The sequence below is a fragment of the Bacillus sp. S10(2024) genome (assembly GCF_050473865.1).
Classification (GTDB): Bacteria; Bacillota; Bacilli; order Bacillales; family Bacillaceae_G; genus Bacillus_A.
Genome location: NZ_JBFLUR010000002.1, coordinates 3,925,927 through 3,942,431 on the forward strand (window position 1 = coordinate 3,925,927; position 16,505 = coordinate 3,942,431).

Sequence of the window (16,505 nt, forward strand, 5' to 3'; positions counted from 1 at the left end):
TATTATACACCTCCAGCTTCAATGGATACTGCATGGGCGATACAAGGAATCGTTTCTTGTTGCTGGAAAGTTAATGGGGAAAGTAAGGCCCCGGTAGCAACTACAAGTATTTTGCTAAACTCTCCTTTTTGCATCCGGTTTAGTAAATGCCCATACACAACAGTTGCTGAGCAACCCGGGCCACTTGCTCCAGCTAAGATAGGTTGGTCGTCTCTGTAAATGAGTAATCCGCAATCTTGAAATTGTTCACTTCGTATAGATGTTCCTTGCTTACGTAGTAAGTCGAAGGCAATTTCACGTCCTACATGACCGAGATCGCCCGTTACAATTAAATCATAGTAGGATGCGTCGATTTGTCGTTCTCTTAAATGGGCTTCTATCGTATCGACAGCGGCGGGAGCCATAGCCCCTCCCATATTAAATGGATCCGTTAATCCCATATCAATCACTCTTCCAATTGTTGCTGATGTTACGCAAGGTCCATCTCCTTGATCACTTAATAAGGCAACACCGGCTCCTGTTACTGTCCACTGTGCGGTAGGGGGCTTTTGTCCTCCGTATTCAGTTGGATACCTGAACTGTTTTTCTACAGCAGTATTATGGCTTGATGCTCCTGCTAATAAATATTTCGCTCCTTTTGCATTTACAATGCTTGCCCCTAAAGCGAGTCCCTCCATTGAAGTAGAACAGGCGCCGAATAATCCGAGATAGGGAGTGCCGAGTGTCCGGCAAGCAAAGCTTGAAGGCGTAATTTGATTAATTAAATCGCCTGCCAGGATAAATTGAATATCTTCTTTTCGTAGTTTTGCTTTTTCGGTTGCCCTGCTGCAAGCTTCTTCGAATAAAACTCGATGTGCCTTTTCATAGGAGTCTTGTCCTAACCATAAATTATCATGCAATGTATCGAAATCATCAGGGATGTTGCCGTTCGCTTCAAATGGCCCGCCAATAACACCAGTTGAGATAATCACGGGTTTGTTTTCAAATACCCATGTTCGGTGGCCTTGTAACATTTAAAACCCTCCCCATTGGATTAGAATCGTTCGAATCAGTGCAATCACAAAAGCGGAAAATACACCAAATAAAATAACAGATCCGGCTAATTTAAACATATTCCCGCCCACTCCAAGAACAAAACCTTCCGTACGGTGCTCAATACAAGCTGATATGACAGAATTTCCAAACCCAGTAACAGGAACAGCTGTACCTGCCCCGCCAAACTGGGCTAATCGATCGTATACACCAAAACCTGTTAGGAGCATGGAAATAAAGATCATTGTTGCTACAGTTGGATTCCCTGCAGATTGTTCAGTAAAATCGAAATAAGTTATATAAAATGTGGAGATAAGTTGACCGATTAAACAAATGAATCCGCCAACAAAAAAAGCTTTGATACAATTTTTTAGAACAGGACGCTTTGGTTCGCGCTGCTGTTCGAATTTTTTATATTCTTGTTGTACTGGTGTTAAGTCTTTATTTTGGCTCGACATATGAATCCATCCTTTTCTATGTTGAAAAGTATTATTCCGCTATTCGTGGGCAGTAAGACCCTACTGATGGAAGTTTCACTTCATTACGTATCAGAATGCATTTCCTCTTTGACTACCTTTAGTTGCTTCTTTATTTCTTTCTTGTCTGCTTCTTTGTTTTTAATCTTCGTTTCTAATTTATCTAGCAACATAAAAATTTTTTTATCCGTACTGACATAAATTTTTAAATTGGGATACGTTTTTTTTAATGTCTGTTTCATTTCCTTTTTTAATTTCTTTAGTTGAAAGCGTTCGTGGTGCTCTGGTTTCGCGGCTACATACAGTTGGTTATCTAAATTCACCGCTTTCACGTCAATCATTTCTTCCATATTAAAAATCTTATCTTTCGCTTGAGTTGCTATGGATTGATCAACAGTCTCCATACTGACTTGTTTTAAAGGTGTATCTTTTTTAGTTGTTTTGTGCTCTTCTTTCTCATTTGCTTCTTTTTTTACTTTTTTATCTAGTGGACTGTTACAGCCGCTTAGGAAATTGAAGAAGAGAAGGAATAACAAAGTAATGATCCTAAATTTTCTCATTGTATCATTCCATTTCTATAGCTCTATGTAATTTGAGGTGAAAAAAGGATGATATTGTATCACCCTTTTTTCGGTTCAGCATAAAGTGGGTATCATTGTTTGATTTAAACGCCCTTTACTGCTGTGTATATTGAGGTTCTTCTTGTTGAACCTCTTGAACGCGCGGAGATAAAGAATCAATGATTGATTGCGTTTGCTGCGCTGCGCTTTGGAATAATTGCTTCGCTTGCTGGTTATCAGTATCAAGAGCGAATCCTTCTAAACTCGCTTGTGCGCTTTTTAATCCTGAAACAGTTTGTTTAAGTTTCGTAATTACAGTCATAACGTAATTCCTCCTCTGATTAAATTGAATTTCAATCATTAGAATTTGTGAATGTGCGTTGAAATATAATTACCAATTTTAGGTTTCGTTTTAAGTGTGAATTTTATCCATATGTAATTTGTAATTATAAAGATTTATGGTGACAAATTATAATATCCGTAGTTATATTTAAGAATAACGATTATGTATGAATTTATAGGCTTTTGATTGAAGGTCTTTTCAGGAGGTACATATTTTATAATTCGTTGTTCAAAATATCATGTATCAATTCAAATTAGGAGAGTAAAGATTAGTAAATAGCGATTAAAAGGAGAAAGAGTTATGGATCATCACACTTTAGTTAGATGGTTGGAAGCGATGTTAATTATATTCGCATTACTTGCAATTTGGTTTTCTGCAAGTAATTTCAGTAGTGTGAAGCGTTTTTTAATTGGTCGTCCGATGCGAACGTCAGAGCTTCATGCGCAACATAACAAGTTATTTTGGTTAATCGCGCTGCCAATCCTGTCAGCAGACTTGTATTCCTCTGTTGCATATGGACCGGAATCAGGAATGACAGAGCTTGTAGGACTTGGTCCTGATGCGAAATGGTTAATTCTGCCGATTACCATTTCTACTATCGTTCTTTTGGCAATTTTGATTGTCTCATATATTATGGGGATTTTGGCATATCCAAACGGCGGGGGAGCGTATGCGATTGCGAAAGATAACTTCAAGCCACGCTGGATTTCTCTTGTTGCCTCCAGCTCTTTACTTGTTGATTATGTGTTGACCGTAGCTGTATCTGTATCTGCGGCGATAGAAGCTGTTTCTTCAGCGTATCCTGTAGTCGCTCCTTATGAAACGATTTTGGCCATTTTATGCGTCGTTCTTTTAGTGCTTGTAAACTTACGCGGAGTAGCAGAATCAGCTCGCGTATTTGCTTGGCCGACATTCGGATTTATGATTTGTATGTTAATGTTAATTTTTACGGGCTTTTTTGATGAACTTCGTCACGGGTTTATTCAACCGAGTACACCGAGCTTTGGAACAGTTCCAGAGGGCTTAACAACTTTACTAGTTTTGAAAGCGTTCAGTTCAGCTTGTTCAGCACTTACAGGAATTGAGACGATTTCAAATGCAGTTCCTATTTTTAGAGAACCACAGCAAAAAAACGCAATTAGAACGTATATTGCTTTAGGGTCGATTACAGCTGTGACACTGTTAGGATTTTCGTTTCATCTGTATGCGAAAGGTATTACGCCAGACCCACACAACACGATGTTGTCACAGTTAGCCGGCATGTATTTTGGCCATGGAATTTTATATCAAGTAATTATATGGTTTACGTTTATTGTGTTAATTTTAGCGGCAAACTCTACATTTACAGGATTTTCTCAGCTTGCTGCGATTGTAGCGGGAGACGGATTTTTGCCTCGAAGTTTAACAAATCGCGGAGATCGCTTAGGGTATTCGAATGGAATTATTGCGCTAGCATCACTAGCATGCATTTTGATTATAGCGTTTCATGCGCATACGAATGCGTTAATTCCATTATACGCAATCGGTGTGTTCCTTTCGTTTACAGTAGCGCAAATTGGTTTGATGCGCCGCTGGAAGCGAGTAAAAGGGTCGCATTGGAAAATCAAGTTTACGATTAATACAGTCGGTGCTGTAATTACATCAATCGTTGCCGTTATTTTTGCTGTTACAAAGTTTACGGGTGGCGCTTGGGTTGTATTGGTTGTCTTGCCGATTATTATTTTCATCTCAATGTCCATTCACAAGCATTATGAAGATGTTGCAAAAGAATTGCGCATTGATATGCAAATGGAACGCCCAGAAGCAAGCGATGTAGTCACGCTCGTTTTAGTGTCAGGTGTTCATCGTGTTGTAAACAACACAATATCCTTTGCGAAAAGTGTAGATGTTGATCCAATTGCTGTATACGTTGGTTTCGATGATGTATCCATAAATAAAATGGAGAAGAAGTGGAAAGAATGGGGAACTCCTTGTAGACTGGTAGTTCTTCGCAGTAAATATCGATCTATACTTGAACCGCTGAATCGTCTTATTAAAACAATAGAAGCGAAACAAAAAGGTGGGGGACATATTCATATTATTATTCCGCAGTTTATTACGCACAAATGGTGGCACAATGCGTTGCATAACCAAAGTGCACTTCTTCTGCGCATGTGGTTTATGCGCAATAAAGATATTGTGATTACAACGGTTCCATATCATTTGCATAAATAGTATTGTTTAATGATTAGCGGCCCACATCATTACGTGATGTGGGCCGCATATTGCATGGAGAATTATTCAGGAATTACGAGATAAGAAGTAATTGCTTCCAAAACGAAGATATCGTATAATAAACAGTGCGCGATAGAATAAAAAGGTATCCTTTTGCCATAGAATTTATAATCATGCGCCCATAGCTCAGTCGGATAGAGCGGTGGTTTCCGGTACCACGTCTGCCGGGGGTTCGAATCCCTCTGGGCGCGTCAAAAAGTCCTAACTTACATTTGTAGGTTAGGGCTTTTTTAATTTTATAGTAATAGTATGGAAGTGAAATTTATGTTATTATATCTAAAATTAGTAGTTGATATTAGTATTTAGTATATATTAATTATTTACATGTGGTATTATTTTCTTTCAATATTATTCATTTTTCGGTTGTAAGATGGAAATTTCATTAATACATATAAGTTAACAATATTTTGGAATGGGTGTCTGTGCAGGATTCTCCTTTTAACAAACTTATTGTACAATAGAAGTGAGGGGGAGATTAGGGTGAAAGCAAGTCTTTTACAAGAACAAAGTTTACGTTTGGCAATGACGCAAGAGTTAAGACAAGCGATTACAATGCTCCAGTACAATGTGCAGGAATTAACGGAGTTTTTGTATGAGCAATCGCTGGAAAATCCCCTTATCGAGCTAGGTGGCTTTGACAGGGAAAAGAAAAAGAGTAAAACAACGAGTAAACAAACTGAGAATCAAATGGAAATTTATAGTGTGGAATCCACAACGATTCAACAACATTTAGTAAACCAATTGCAGTATTACAAAATAGATGAAGAGCAAAGAAAAATTGCCTCATTCATTATATTAAATGTGAATGAGAACGGGTATTTACAAGAAACGAATGAGGAATTAGCGTCGTTATTATCGGTACGTATAGAAGAAGTGAATAGCTGTATGGAGCTTGTTCAATCGTTAGAGCCAGCAGGGGTAGGAGCGAGAAATATTCAAGAGTGTCTATCCATTCAATTAAAGCGCTTACAAAAAAAGAGTGCTTTAGCGGAAATGATTGTAAATGAACATTTTGCATATTTTGTAAAGAAAGATTGGCGAAAGTTAGCAAACGTATTGAAGTGTAGTACAGAAGAATTACAAGAAGCTGTTCATGTGATTACATCGCTGCAGCCGAAACCAGGTTTGGCGTTTTCGGCGGAGAAGCCGATGTACATTGTTCCAGATATGGCGGTGAAAAAAGAAGAGAATCGCTTGGTGATTCAGATGAATGAACGTAATATGCCGAGAATTGAAATTCATTCAGAATATAGTGAGCTTCTTCATAATAGTGAAAGTGACGTCGCTTCTTATGTTTCGGAAAAATATCAGCATGTACAATGGATTATGCGTAGTTTAAAACAAAGGAAACAAACGCTTTTAAATGTAATGGAAGTAATTATTGAAAAGCAGCGCGACTTTTTTATGAGTGGTCCGCAATTTTTAAAACCACTTGCACTAAAAGAAGTGGCCGAGATATTAGGCGTTCATGAGTCAACGATTAGCCGAGCAACGCGCAATAAATATGTGCAAACACCGTATGGTTTATTTGAAATGAAGTCGTTCTTTAGCAATGCGGTAGCAACAACAGAGGACGAGGCAATTTCAACGAAGAGAGTAAAGCAGCTTATCGGAGAGTTTGTAGAGAAAGAAAATAAGAAAAAACCACTTTCAGATCAAAAGATTTCAAAAATATTAGAAGAAGAACACGAAATTGTTGTTTCGCGCAGAACGGTGGCGAAATATCGCGAGCAGTTAAATATTCCAGCTTCTTCGCTGCGAAAAACGATTGTATAGGTGATGAATATGGAGGTTATTCTATATACAAAAGAAGAATGTGGTCTTTGTCAAAAGGCAAAAAAACTTCTGCAAGAGTTGAAAGATGAATACGTATTTGATTTGAAGGAAATAAATATATATGAGGATGAAAAACTGTTAGAGAAGTATCATCTTATGATCCCCGTCGTTGAAATTGAAGGGGAAGAGGTAGAATATGGAATTATTCACAAAGATGTCATAATAAACAGCATAATTCGCGCGATAAGAGTTGAATAACTTTAGATCTCCTGTTACAATAATAAATGTAGCAGGGATTATTTTTTTACTCTATGCGGGACACAATATGTCACTACGGGACATATAATGACCACATAGGGAATGAACCGATGTGGTGAGGAGATACAATATGATGCGCTCATGGATTCAGTACACAAAAAAATTATTACCTGATCTGCTACCTGTTATGCAAAAGAGAATGCAAATTCTTCAGTACATCAGGTTAACACAACCTATTGGTAGAAGAAATTTATCTGCAAGTCTTGGTATGACAGAACGAGTATTACGAAGTGAAGTACAAGTTTTGAAAGATGAGAACTTGGTTCACGTCGCCTCTTCTGGAATGACATTAACAGAAGAAGGAACAGCTGTTGTTCTTGCTTTGGAAGACTTTATGAAAGAAATTTCTGGTTTGAAGGTTTTGGAAAAGCAGCTTAAGGAAAGATTAGACTTGGATGAAGTTTTCGTTGTCCCTGGTGATAGTGATGAATCACCTTGGGTCAAGCTGGAGATGGGCCGTGCTTGTGCCTCTTGTATAAAAAATCGTCTGACAGCAAATAATATCGTTGCTGTGACTGGAGGAACCACGATAGCTGCCGTAGCTGATATGATGCAAATTGATTGCAGGGATCTACATATGTTATTTGTCCCAGCACGCGGTGGAATTGGAGAGAGTGTTGAGCTAGAAGCAAACACGATTTGTGCGAAAATGGCACAAAATACAGCGAGTAATTATCGCTTATTGTATGTTCCAGACCACGTAAGCAGCGAGGCATACGCATCCATTGTGACAGAACCTTCTGTGAAAGAAATTCTTGAGTTGATTCGATCTTCCAACATTGTCATTCACGGAATCGGTGATGCCTTAACAATGGCGCGGAGAAGAAGTACTCTAGAAGCAGATTGGATGAAAATTAAAGAGAACAAAGCAGTCGGTGAAGCCTTTGGATACTACTTCAATGAAAAAGGTGAAGTTGTTCATAAAGTACAAACAGTTGGCATGCAGCTTGAAGATTTAGGGCATGTGTCTCATGTCGTGTCAGTTGCTGGAGGTTCATCAAAAGCAAAAGCAATTCAAGCAGTAATTAAGCAAGGGCACACTTCATTACTAATTACCGATGAAGGTGCAGCAAAAGAGTTAGTAAAGGGTAAATAACCCTTAATATACATCCCCCAAGGAGGAAATTCAAATGACTAAAATTGGTATTAATGGATTTGGCCGTATCGGACGTGTGGTATTCCGCGCAGCTCTTAACAACCCTAACGTGGAAGTAGTAGCAATTAACGACTTAACAGATGCAAAAACATTAGCACATCTTTTGAAATATGATTCTGTTCACGGAACAGTAAACGCAGAAGTATCTGCAAACGGCGACAGCATTATCGTTAACGGTAAAGAAATCAAAGTTATCGCTGAGCGCGACCCAGCTCAATTACCATGGAGCGACTACGGTGTAGAAGTAGTAGTAGAATCTACTGGCCGTTTCACTAAAAAAGCAGACGCTGAGAAACACTTAGGTGGATCAGTTAAAAAAGTTATCATCTCTGCACCAGCTTCTGACGAAGATATCACAATCGTTATGGGCGTTAACCATGAGCAATATGATGCAGCTAACCATAATGTAATCTCTAACGCTTCTTGTACTACAAACTGCTTAGCTCCATTTGCTAAAGTATTAAACGAAAAATTTGGTGTAAAACGTGGTATGATGACAACTATTCACTCTTACACTAACGACCAACAAATCTTAGACTTACCACATAAAGATTTACGTCGTGCACGTGCAGCAGCAATGAGCATGATTCCAACTACAACTGGTGCAGCGAAAGCAGTAGCTTTAGTATTACCAGAACTTAAAGGTAAATTAAATGGTGGTGCAGTTCGTGTTCCAACTGCTAACGTATCTCTTGTTGACTTAGTTGTTGAGCTTGAGAAAGAAGTAACAGTTGAAGAAGTAAATGCAGCATTCAAAGCAGCAGCTGAAGGCGAATTAAAAGGTATCCTTGGATACAGCGAAGAGCCATTAGTATCTATCGACTATAACGGATGCACAAGCTCTTCTACAATCGATGCATTATCTACAATGACTATGGAAGGCAACATGCTTAAAGTTCTTTCTTGGTACGACAACGAAACTGGTTACTCTAACCGTGTAGTTGACTTAGTAGACTATATCGCTTCTAAAGGTCTTTAATTCTTAAGTTTATCAGTTATCAATGACAAAACGAGGGAGAGGGTTTGTTCCCTCTCTCTTCTTTCGTTTTAGAAGCAAATGTGATAAGCTTTTGAATGGGTTTTGTCAATCCTAACTAGTCGGAGGGAAATCCAATGAATAAAAAATCAATTCGTGACGTAGATTTAAAGGGTAAACGAGTATTTTGCCGCGTTGACTTCAACGTACCAATGAAAGAAGGCAAAATTACAGACGAGACTCGCATTCGTGCAGCTCTTCCTACAATTCAATATTTAGTAGAGCAAGGTGCGAAAGTGATTTTAGCAAGCCATTTAGGTCGTCCAAAAGGACAAGTAGTAGAAGAAATGCGTCTAACTCCAGTGGCGGTACGTTTAGGTGAGCTTCTTGGTAAAGACGTGAAAAAAGCGGACGAAGCATTCGGACCTGCTGTGCAAGAAATGGTTACAGCAATGAACGAAGGCGACGTATTAGTTCTTGAAAACGTACGTTTCTATGCAGGCGAAGAAAAGAACGATGCAGAACTTGCGAAAGAATTTGCAGCTCTTGCTGATATTTTCGTAAATGATGCATTCGGTGCAGCTCACCGTGCTCATGCTTCTACTGCAGGTATTGCAGATTACTTACCAGCAGTATCAGGTTTCTTAATGGAAAAAGAATTAGAAGTACTAGGTAAAGCACTTTCTAATCCAGAGCGTCCATTTACAGCAATCATCGGTGGTGCGAAAGTAAAAGATAAAATCGGTGTAATACGTCATCTACTTGATAAAGTTGATAACTTAATCATTGGAGGCGGACTTGCTTATACATTTGTAAAAGCACAAGGTCATGAAATCGGACAATCTCTATGTGAAGACGACAAAATTGAACTAGCAAAAGAGTTTATGCAACTTGCAAAAGAAAAAGGTGTAAACTTCTACATGCCAGTTGATTGCGTCATTGCAGATGACTTCTCTGAAACTGCAAATCGACAAGTTGTAGATATCGATTCTATTCCTGCTGATTGGCAAAGTTTAGATATCGGACCGAAAACAAGTGCAATTTATGCAGATGTAATTAAAAACTCTAAGCTTGTTGTATGGAATGGACCAATGGGTGTATTCGAAATGGCTCCATATGCAGAAGGTACAAAAGCAGTAGGACAAGCATTAGCAGATGCAGAAGGTACATACTCTGTTATCGGCGGTGGTGACTCTGCAGCAGCTGTTGAAAAATTCGGTATGGCTGATAAAATGAGCCACATTTCTACTGGCGGCGGTGCGTCATTAGAATTTATGGAAGGTAAAGAACTTCCTGGTGTAGTTTGTCTTAACGACAAATAATTAGCAGCCTAGAAAAAGGACGGTGCAAAGCATGCGTAAACCAATTATCGCAGGTAACTGGAAAATGAATAAAACTCTATCTGAAGCAGTTAGCTTCGTAGAGGAAGTAAAAGGTCAAATCCCAGCAGCAACAGCTGTTGATGCAGTAGTTTGCTCTCCAGCTCTTTTCTTAGAGCGCTTAGTGGCGGCAACTGAAGGAACTGACTTAAAAGTAGGTGCACAAAACATGCACTTCGAGAAAAACGGTGCATTCACTGGCGAAATTAGCCCAGTAGCACTTAGCGACTTAAAAGTGAGCTACGTAGTACTTGGCCACTCTGAGCGTCGTGAAATGTTTGCTGAAACAGACGAGACAGTAAACAAAAAGACTCTTGCAGCATTTGAGCATGGTTTAACGCCAATCGTTTGCTGTGGTGAAACGTTAGAAGAGCGCGAAAGCGGAAAAACATTTGATCTTGTAGCAGGTCAAGTGACGAAAGCACTTGCAGGCTTAACAGAAGAGCAAGTAAAAGCGACTGTTATAGCATATGAGCCAATTTGGGCAATCGGTACAGGTAAATCTTCTTCTGCACAAGATGCAAACGAAGTATGTGCGCACATCCGTAAAGTTGTTGCTGAAGCTGTTTCTCCGGCAGCTGCAGAAGCAGTTCGTATTCAATACGGCGGCAGCGTAAAACCTGAAAACATTAAAGAATATATGGCACAATCTGATATCGATGGTGCTTTAGTTGGTGGCGCTAGCTTAGAGCCTGCTTCCTTCCTAGGTCTTTTGGAGGCGGTAAAATGAGAAAGCCAACAGCTTTAATCATTCTTGACGGTTTCGGCTTACGTGAAGAAACATACGGGAATGCTGTAGCACAAGCTAAGAAACCTAATTTCGACGGTTACTGGAACAAGTTCCCTCACACAACGCTTACAGCGTGCGGTGAAGCGGTAGGCCTTCCAGAAGGTCAAATGGGTAACTCTGAGGTAGGTCACTTAAATATTGGTGCCGGCCGCGTTGTATACCAAAGCTTAACACGTGTTAACGTTGCAATTCGTGAAGGTGAGTTCGATCAGAACGAAACGTTCCAAAGTGCAATGAAACACGTAAAGGAAAAAGGTACAGCTCTTCATTTATTCGGTTTACTTTCTGATGGCGGTGTGCATAGTCATATTGACCATATGTTTGCACTTCTTCGCTTAGCTGCAAAAGAAGGTGTGGAGAAAGTATATCTCCATGCGTTCTTAGATGGCCGCGATGTTGGTCCGCAAACAGCAAGAGGTTATATCGATGCAACAAATGAAGTAATCAAAGAAACAGGAGTAGGACAGTTCGCGACAATCTCCGGTCGTTACTACTCCATGGACCGTGACAAGCGTTGGGATCGCGTTGAAAAATGTTACCGTGCCATGGTGAACGGCGAAGGCCCTACTTACAAAACAGCATATGAGTGTGTGGATGACTCTTATGCAAATGGTATCTATGATGAATTCGTATTGCCGTCTGTAATGGTAAATGAAGATGAAACGCCAGTTGCAACAATCAATGATGATGATGCAATCATCTTCTACAATTTCCGTCCAGACCGTGCAATTCAAATTGCTCGTGTGTTTACAAACGAAGATTTCCGTGAGTTCGATCGTGGTGAAAAAGTACCTCGCATTCCAGAATTCGTTTGTATGACACACTTTAGTGAAACGGTAAAAGGTTACGTAGCGTTCAAGCCAATGAACTTGGATAATACGTTAGGTGAAGTTGTTTCACAAGCGGGATTAAAACAACTTCGCATTGCGGAAACTGAAAAGTATCCGCACGTTACATTCTTCTTTAGCGGTGGTCGTGAGGCTGAATTCCCAGGAGAAGAGCGTATTTTAATTAACTCACCTAAGGTTGCAACTTATGACTTGAAACCTGAAATGAGCATTTACGAAGTTACGGACGCTTTAGTAAATGAAATTGAAAATGATAAGCATGATGTAATCATTCTTAACTTTGCAAACTGTGATATGGTTGGCCATTCTGGGATGATGGAACCAACAATTAAAGCAGTAGAAGCAACTGACGAATGTTTAGGAAAAGTTGTAGAAGCAATTCTTGCAAAAGATGGTGTAGCACTTATTACTGCTGATCATGGTAATGCTGACGAGGAGTTAACTCCAGAAGGCACACCGATGACAGCTCATACAACGAACCCGGTTCCTTTCATCGTTACAAAAGAAGGTATTGAGCTTCGTGAAGGCGGTATTTTGGGAGATATCGCTCCAACAATGCTTACACTTCTTGGCGTTGAACAACCAAAAGAAATGACAGGTAAAACAATTATTAAATAATTACTCATATAAAAGGAGAGAAATAATATGCCAGCAATTTTAGATGTTTATGCTCGTGAAGTTTTAGACTCTCGTGGTAACCCAACTGTAGAAGTAGAAGTATACACAGAAAGCGGCTCATTCGGACGCGCATTAGTACCAAGTGGTGCATCTACTGGTGAATATGAAGCAGTAGAATTACGTGACGGTGACAAATCTCGTTACCTTGGTAAAGGTGTTCTTAACGCAGTAAATAACGTAAACGAAATTATCGCTCCAGAAATCGTTGGTTTCGACGTAACTGACCAAGCTGGAATCGACCGTGCTATGATTGAATTAGACGGCACTCCAAACAAAGGTAAATTAGGCGCTAACGCTATCCTTGGTGTATCTATGGCAGTAGCTCATGCAGCAGCTGACTATGTAGGTCTTCCATTATACCGTTACCTTGGTGGATTTAATGCAAAACAATTACCAACTCCAATGATGAACATCATCAACGGTGGTTCTCACGCTGACAACAACGTAGACTTCCAAGAGTTCATGATCTTACCAGTTGGTGCTCCAACATTCAAAGAAGCAATTCGTATGGGTGCTGAAGTATTCCATGCATTAAAAGCTGTATTACATGATAAAGGTCTTAACACAGCAGTAGGTGACGAAGGTGGATTCGCTCCAAACCTTGGTTCTAACCGTGAAGCATTAGAAGTAATCATCGAAGCAATCGAAAAAGCTGGTTACAAAGCTGGTGAGAACGTATTCTTAGGAATGGACGTTGCTTCTTCTGAGTTCTACAACAAAGAAACTGGTAAATATGATCTTACAGGCGAAGGCCGCAGCATGACTTCTGCAGAAATGGTTGATTTCTACGAAGATCTTTGCAATAACTTCCCAATCATCTCTATTGAAGATGGTTTAGACGAAAACGACTGGGATGGCCACAAGTTATTAACTGACCGTCTTGGTAAAAAAGTTCAATTAGTTGGTGACGATTTATTCGTAACTAACACGCAAAAACTTGCTGAAGGTATCGAAAAAGGTATCTCTAACTCAATCTTAATTAAAGTTAACCAAATCGGTACTTTAACTGAAACTTTCGAGGCAATTGAAATGGCTAAACGTGCTGGTTACACAGCAGTTGTATCTCACCGTTCTGGTGAAACTGAAGATGCTACAATCGCTGACATCGCAGTTGCAACTAACGCTGGCCAAATCAAAACTGGTTCTATGAGCCGTACTGACCGTATTGCAAAATACAACCAATTATTACGCATCGAAGACGAACTAGGCGAAATCGCTGTTTACGATGGTTTAAAATCTTTCTACAACCTTAAGAAGTAATTTCTGTAAGGTAGTACAATAAGTATTGCTTTTAACCTCCTATTACTGTGGGATATCTACAGTAATAGGAGGTTTTTTATTATATATAGAAACTGTTGGAAAATGAAAAAACACTTGGCAATGATTTCGATTTCTTATATAACTAAGATTAAAGTTGGTAATGGAGGAAGGTTTTATGAAAAAGATTATTGCAGTTTCCAGTTTTGTAATTCTTATAGGAGCGGGATGCAGCAGTGAAAAAACTACAAAGACTGAAGAACCTAAAACAGTATCAGTGCAAAAAGAAAAAGAGAAAGAGAAAGTTAAAGAACTAACGGCAAAAGATATTTTTACGAAGGCTACTGATTATTTCAAAAAAGCAGAACATGTTACTATGACTTGTGATTTGAATACGAAGGCTGCCAATATATCAATAGACACGAAAGTAAAAGCGCAGTCTGAGCCGAATAAAGGAAACTCTCGAACTGAAATGAATATGAATGGGACAGATTTTGTCGTCTTTGATGTAGACGGGAAGATTGCAGCTGAAGTGAAAGATCTGAATTCAGGAAAGTTTATCTCAATTCCAGCAAGTCAATTAAATCAAATGAAAGCTTATGATTTCAAAACATCTAAAAATACGATAGCAGAGCTTGAGAAAACATTACAACTGACAGATAAGATGAAAGTGGAGAAGGATGGAGAGAAATATAAACTTTCATTTCAGTTGAATGGACAAGAAGCGAAGGACTATTTAATCAGCGTGAATGAAAGTGCGAAAACAACATTTGAACGCCAACAGGCAACTGTTGATTCACTGCATACGGAGTATGTTATTACAAAAGAATTTAAAGTTGAATCTATTAAGACAAATGCCGGGATGAAAACGGGTAAAGACACGATTCAAATTACAGGGGATACAAAAATTTCTTATGATGAAAAATTCGATCCAATTCAATTACCAGAAGGAAATTAAAAGAGTTTCTTGCGAAAAACAATTGCGAATTGAAGCAATTGTTTTTTTTGTCACTCGAAAATTTTGAAAATATAAATTTTATATAACAATAAAAAAATCCAATTGCTAATAACGTTTACAAATACAGTAAAAATAGTAATGAAAGCGCATACCATATTGTGTTTTATTTGTCAATCAGATAAATTGCAGGTTTTTACAATTTGTACTATGATAAATGTAGAAAATGTCAAGAATCGCATAATGAAGGATGATAGGCAGATGAAATTCACAAAAATTATTGTCCAAGTAGCAGCGCTTTACGTGTTTAATATGATTGGAACGTGGATAGGAGAAGCGCTTCATCTTCCGATTCCAGGAAGTTTAATAGGAATGTTTTTGTTACTTGTATCGCTTGGATTGAAAGTCCTTCCAGTGAAATGGTTTGAATTAGGAGCAGAAACTTTGGTTGCTCTTATGCCATTTTTACTAATACCTCCAACCATTGGTTTAATGAATTATGGTTCTTTTTTTATGAATAAAGGTATTTCGCTGTTCATTACTGTTGTCGCGAGTACGTTTTTAATTATCATTGTAGCAGGGCATACAGGACAATACTTGGCGAATAGAAAGGAAAAAGAGACACAATGAGTATAGTAATTGGAATTGGTTGGGTTATGTTAACAGCGTTATTGTATCAACTAGCAAAGAAGATTTATAAGTGGTTTCCAACACCGTTTACGATTCCCATGCTTGTCGCAACAGCTTTGATGATTATCTTGTTAATCATATGTGATATACCATATCAACAATACATGCAAAGCGGCGGGGGCTGGATTTCGAAGTTACTTGGACCCGGTGTAGTAGCGTTTGCGATCCCTCTTTATAAACAACGCGGCGTTTTGAAGAAGTATGTTGTCCCAATTGCTGGCGGTGTATTGGTAGGAACAATCGTTGCCATTGCAAGTGATATGATCATTGCAACTGTTATGGGAACGGATAAAAGTTTAATTTTATCTTCCTTACCAAAGTCAGTAACGATGCCAGTAGCTATGAGTGTGTCAGAAGAAGTTGGCGGTGTTCCATCGTTAACGGCTGCTTTCGTAGTAGTTGCCGGGATATCTGGAACAATTTCTGGTCCGCTTTTATTAAAATGGAGCAGAGTGACAAATTCTGTTGGAAGAGGAATAGGATTTGGCTGTGCATCGCATATTATGGGCGTTATGCGTGCGATGAAAAACAATGAGCACGAGGGCGTAATTGGATCGGTGACAATGACATTAACAGCGATCTTAACATGTCTATTAGGACCGTTATTTGCAGCTTTTTTTATTTAATCTGGTGAAGTATTAGGTGTATGAGACGCTCTCGCTTTTCCAATTATTTTATGTTACATTTAAAGTAATTGAAACTTTAGGAGGCATGTAAAGTGCATACGTTTTTATCAGTTTTACTTATTATTGTATCGCTGTTATTAATTGTACTTGTATTAATGCAATCTAGTAAGAGTGCTGGTTTATCCGGTGCAATTTCTGGCGGTGCGGAGCAATTATTCGGTAAGCAAAAAGCACGTGGAGTAGAAGCTGTATTAAACCGCATTACAATTGTTCTTGCTGTATTATTCTTCGTGTTAACATTTGCTGTTACGTATTTACAAGTATAATAAAAAAAGATTCACCTTCCCGGGTTGAATCTTTTTTTATTTCTC

17 protein-coding genes and 1 tRNA gene are annotated in these 16,505 nt (G+C 38.8%); 14 read left to right on the plus strand and 4 right to left on the minus strand.

Annotated elements, in window-relative coordinates; all coding sequences use genetic code 11:
- Positions 1-2 precede the first annotated feature (2 nt).
- The 4 genes from spoVAD to AB1280_RS19895 all read right to left on the minus strand — a co-directional run bounded on the left by spoVAD (position 3) and on the right by AB1280_RS19895 (position 2,390).
- Positions 3-1,013 (minus strand): stage V sporulation protein AD, encoded by a 1,011-nt coding sequence (spoVAD, locus tag AB1280_RS19880; RefSeq protein ID WP_429756758.1) that lies wholly within the window; start codon positions 1,011-1,013, stop codon positions 3-5.
- Complete coding sequence (spoVAC, locus tag AB1280_RS19885) at positions 1,014-1,490, minus strand: stage V sporulation protein AC (protein ID WP_035430466.1); 477 nt, start codon at positions 1,488-1,490, stop codon at positions 1,014-1,016.
- An 83-nt stretch (positions 1,491-1,573) separates the two neighbouring features.
- On the minus strand, positions 1,574-2,068 hold the full coding sequence (locus AB1280_RS19890; RefSeq protein WP_272189083.1) for a YhcN/YlaJ family sporulation lipoprotein: 495 nt from the start codon (positions 2,066-2,068) through the stop codon (positions 1,574-1,576).
- Positions 2,069-2,183: 115 nt separating this feature from the next.
- The gene (locus AB1280_RS19895; protein ID WP_020061705.1) at positions 2,184-2,390 is read right to left on the minus strand and encodes a DUF1657 domain-containing protein; all 207 of its coding nucleotides are present in this window, start codon (positions 2,388-2,390) and stop codon (positions 2,184-2,186) included.
- 321 nt (positions 2,391-2,711) lie between these two features.
- On the opposite strand from AB1280_RS19895, the gene AB1280_RS19900 reads away from it, so the two are divergent.
- The 14 genes from AB1280_RS19900 to secG all read left to right on the plus strand — a co-directional run bounded on the left by AB1280_RS19900 (position 2,712) and on the right by secG (position 16,460).
- Entirely contained in the window at positions 2,712-4,625 is a 1,914-nt protein-coding gene (locus AB1280_RS19900; RefSeq protein WP_429756759.1) for an APC family permease, read from the plus strand.
- Between the two features lie 175 nt (positions 4,626-4,800).
- Positions 4,801-4,876: transfer RNA gene (locus tag AB1280_RS19905), tRNA-Arg, on the plus strand.
- A gap of 289 nt (positions 4,877-5,165) precedes the next feature.
- Positions 5,166-6,461, plus strand: a complete 1,296-nt coding sequence (gene rpoN, locus AB1280_RS19910; protein ID WP_429756760.1) for an RNA polymerase factor sigma-54 — start codon at positions 5,166-5,168, stop codon at positions 6,459-6,461.
- Positions 6,462-6,470: 9 nt separating this feature from the next.
- A complete protein-coding gene (locus AB1280_RS19915) occupies positions 6,471-6,719 on the plus strand; it encodes a glutaredoxin family protein (RefSeq protein WP_272189086.1) in 249 nt (82 codons plus the stop codon).
- Between the two features lie 133 nt (positions 6,720-6,852).
- Positions 6,853-7,875, plus strand: coding sequence for a sugar-binding transcriptional regulator (locus AB1280_RS19920; RefSeq protein WP_272189228.1), 1,023 nt, complete (start codon positions 6,853-6,855; stop codon positions 7,873-7,875).
- Positions 7,876-7,909: 34 nt separating this feature from the next.
- Entirely contained in the window at positions 7,910-8,914 is a 1,005-nt protein-coding gene (gene gap, locus AB1280_RS19925; protein ID WP_020061700.1) for a type I glyceraldehyde-3-phosphate dehydrogenase, read from the plus strand.
- 134 nt (positions 8,915-9,048) lie between these two features.
- Positions 9,049-10,233 (plus strand): phosphoglycerate kinase, encoded by a 1,185-nt coding sequence (locus AB1280_RS19930; RefSeq protein ID WP_429756761.1) that lies wholly within the window; start codon positions 9,049-9,051, stop codon positions 10,231-10,233.
- A 31-nt stretch (positions 10,234-10,264) separates the two neighbouring features.
- Positions 10,265-11,020 (plus strand): triose-phosphate isomerase, encoded by a 756-nt coding sequence (tpiA, locus tag AB1280_RS19935; protein ID WP_429756762.1) that lies wholly within the window; start codon positions 10,265-10,267, stop codon positions 11,018-11,020.
- Complete coding sequence (gene gpmI / locus AB1280_RS19940; RefSeq protein WP_272189090.1) at positions 11,017-12,546, plus strand: 2,3-bisphosphoglycerate-independent phosphoglycerate mutase; 1,530 nt, start codon at positions 11,017-11,019, stop codon at positions 12,544-12,546. The genes tpiA and gpmI overlap by 4 nt, the downstream gene beginning before the upstream one ends.
- Before the next feature lie 27 nt (positions 12,547-12,573).
- Positions 12,574-13,866 (plus strand): phosphopyruvate hydratase, encoded by a 1,293-nt coding sequence (gene eno, locus AB1280_RS19945; RefSeq protein WP_090998036.1) that lies wholly within the window; start codon positions 12,574-12,576, stop codon positions 13,864-13,866.
- 175 nt (positions 13,867-14,041) lie between these two features.
- Entirely contained in the window at positions 14,042-14,821 is a 780-nt protein-coding gene (locus AB1280_RS19950) for a DUF6612 family protein (RefSeq protein ID WP_429756763.1), read from the plus strand.
- A gap of 258 nt (positions 14,822-15,079) precedes the next feature.
- Positions 15,080-15,448, plus strand: a complete 369-nt coding sequence (locus tag AB1280_RS19955) for a CidA/LrgA family holin-like protein (protein WP_272189092.1) — start codon at positions 15,080-15,082, stop codon at positions 15,446-15,448.
- Complete coding sequence (locus tag AB1280_RS19960) at positions 15,445-16,134, plus strand: LrgB family protein (protein WP_429756764.1); 690 nt, start codon at positions 15,445-15,447, stop codon at positions 16,132-16,134. Before AB1280_RS19955 ends, AB1280_RS19960 begins: the two co-directional genes overlap by 4 nt.
- Positions 16,135-16,226: 92 nt before the next feature.
- Entirely contained in the window at positions 16,227-16,460 is a 234-nt protein-coding gene (secG, locus tag AB1280_RS19965; protein WP_090915984.1) for a preprotein translocase subunit SecG, read from the plus strand.
- Positions 16,461-16,505 lie beyond the last annotated feature (45 nt).

Bases quoted from the DNA above. Each gene is read 5' to 3' on its own strand.
- gpmI (WP_272189090.1), top strand. From the start codon at position 11,017: ATGAGAAAGCCAACAGCTTTAATCATTCTTGACGGTTTCGGCTTACGT.
- spoVAD (WP_429756758.1), bottom strand. From the start codon at position 1,013: ATGTTACAAGGCCACCGAACATGGGTATTTGAAAACAAACCCGTGATT.
- AB1280_RS19960 (WP_429756764.1), top strand. From the start codon at position 15,445: ATGAGTATAGTAATTGGAATTGGTTGGGTTATGTTAACAGCGTTATTG.
- AB1280_RS19895 (WP_020061705.1), bottom strand. From the start codon at position 2,390: ATGACTGTAATTACGAAACTTAAACAAACTGTTTCAGGATTAAAAAGC.
- AB1280_RS19900 (WP_429756759.1), top strand. From the start codon at position 2,712: ATGGATCATCACACTTTAGTTAGATGGTTGGAAGCGATGTTAATTATA.
- AB1280_RS19920 (WP_272189228.1), top strand. From the start codon at position 6,853: ATGCGCTCATGGATTCAGTACACAAAAAAATTATTACCTGATCTGCTA.
- spoVAC (WP_035430466.1), bottom strand. From the start codon at position 1,490: ATGTCGAGCCAAAATAAAGACTTAACACCAGTACAACAAGAATATAAA.
- AB1280_RS19915 (WP_272189086.1), top strand. From the start codon at position 6,471: ATGGAGGTTATTCTATATACAAAAGAAGAATGTGGTCTTTGTCAAAAG.
- tpiA (WP_429756762.1), top strand. From the start codon at position 10,265: ATGCGTAAACCAATTATCGCAGGTAACTGGAAAATGAATAAAACTCTA.
- gap (WP_020061700.1), top strand. From the start codon at position 7,910: ATGACTAAAATTGGTATTAATGGATTTGGCCGTATCGGACGTGTGGTA.
- eno (WP_090998036.1), top strand. From the start codon at position 12,574: ATGCCAGCAATTTTAGATGTTTATGCTCGTGAAGTTTTAGACTCTCGT.
- AB1280_RS19950 (WP_429756763.1), top strand. From the start codon at position 14,042: ATGAAAAAGATTATTGCAGTTTCCAGTTTTGTAATTCTTATAGGAGCG.
- AB1280_RS19890 (WP_272189083.1), bottom strand. From the start codon at position 2,068: ATGAGAAAATTTAGGATCATTACTTTGTTATTCCTTCTCTTCTTCAAT.
- AB1280_RS19930 (WP_429756761.1), top strand. From the start codon at position 9,049: ATGAATAAAAAATCAATTCGTGACGTAGATTTAAAGGGTAAACGAGTA.
- AB1280_RS19955 (WP_272189092.1), top strand. From the start codon at position 15,080: ATGAAATTCACAAAAATTATTGTCCAAGTAGCAGCGCTTTACGTGTTT.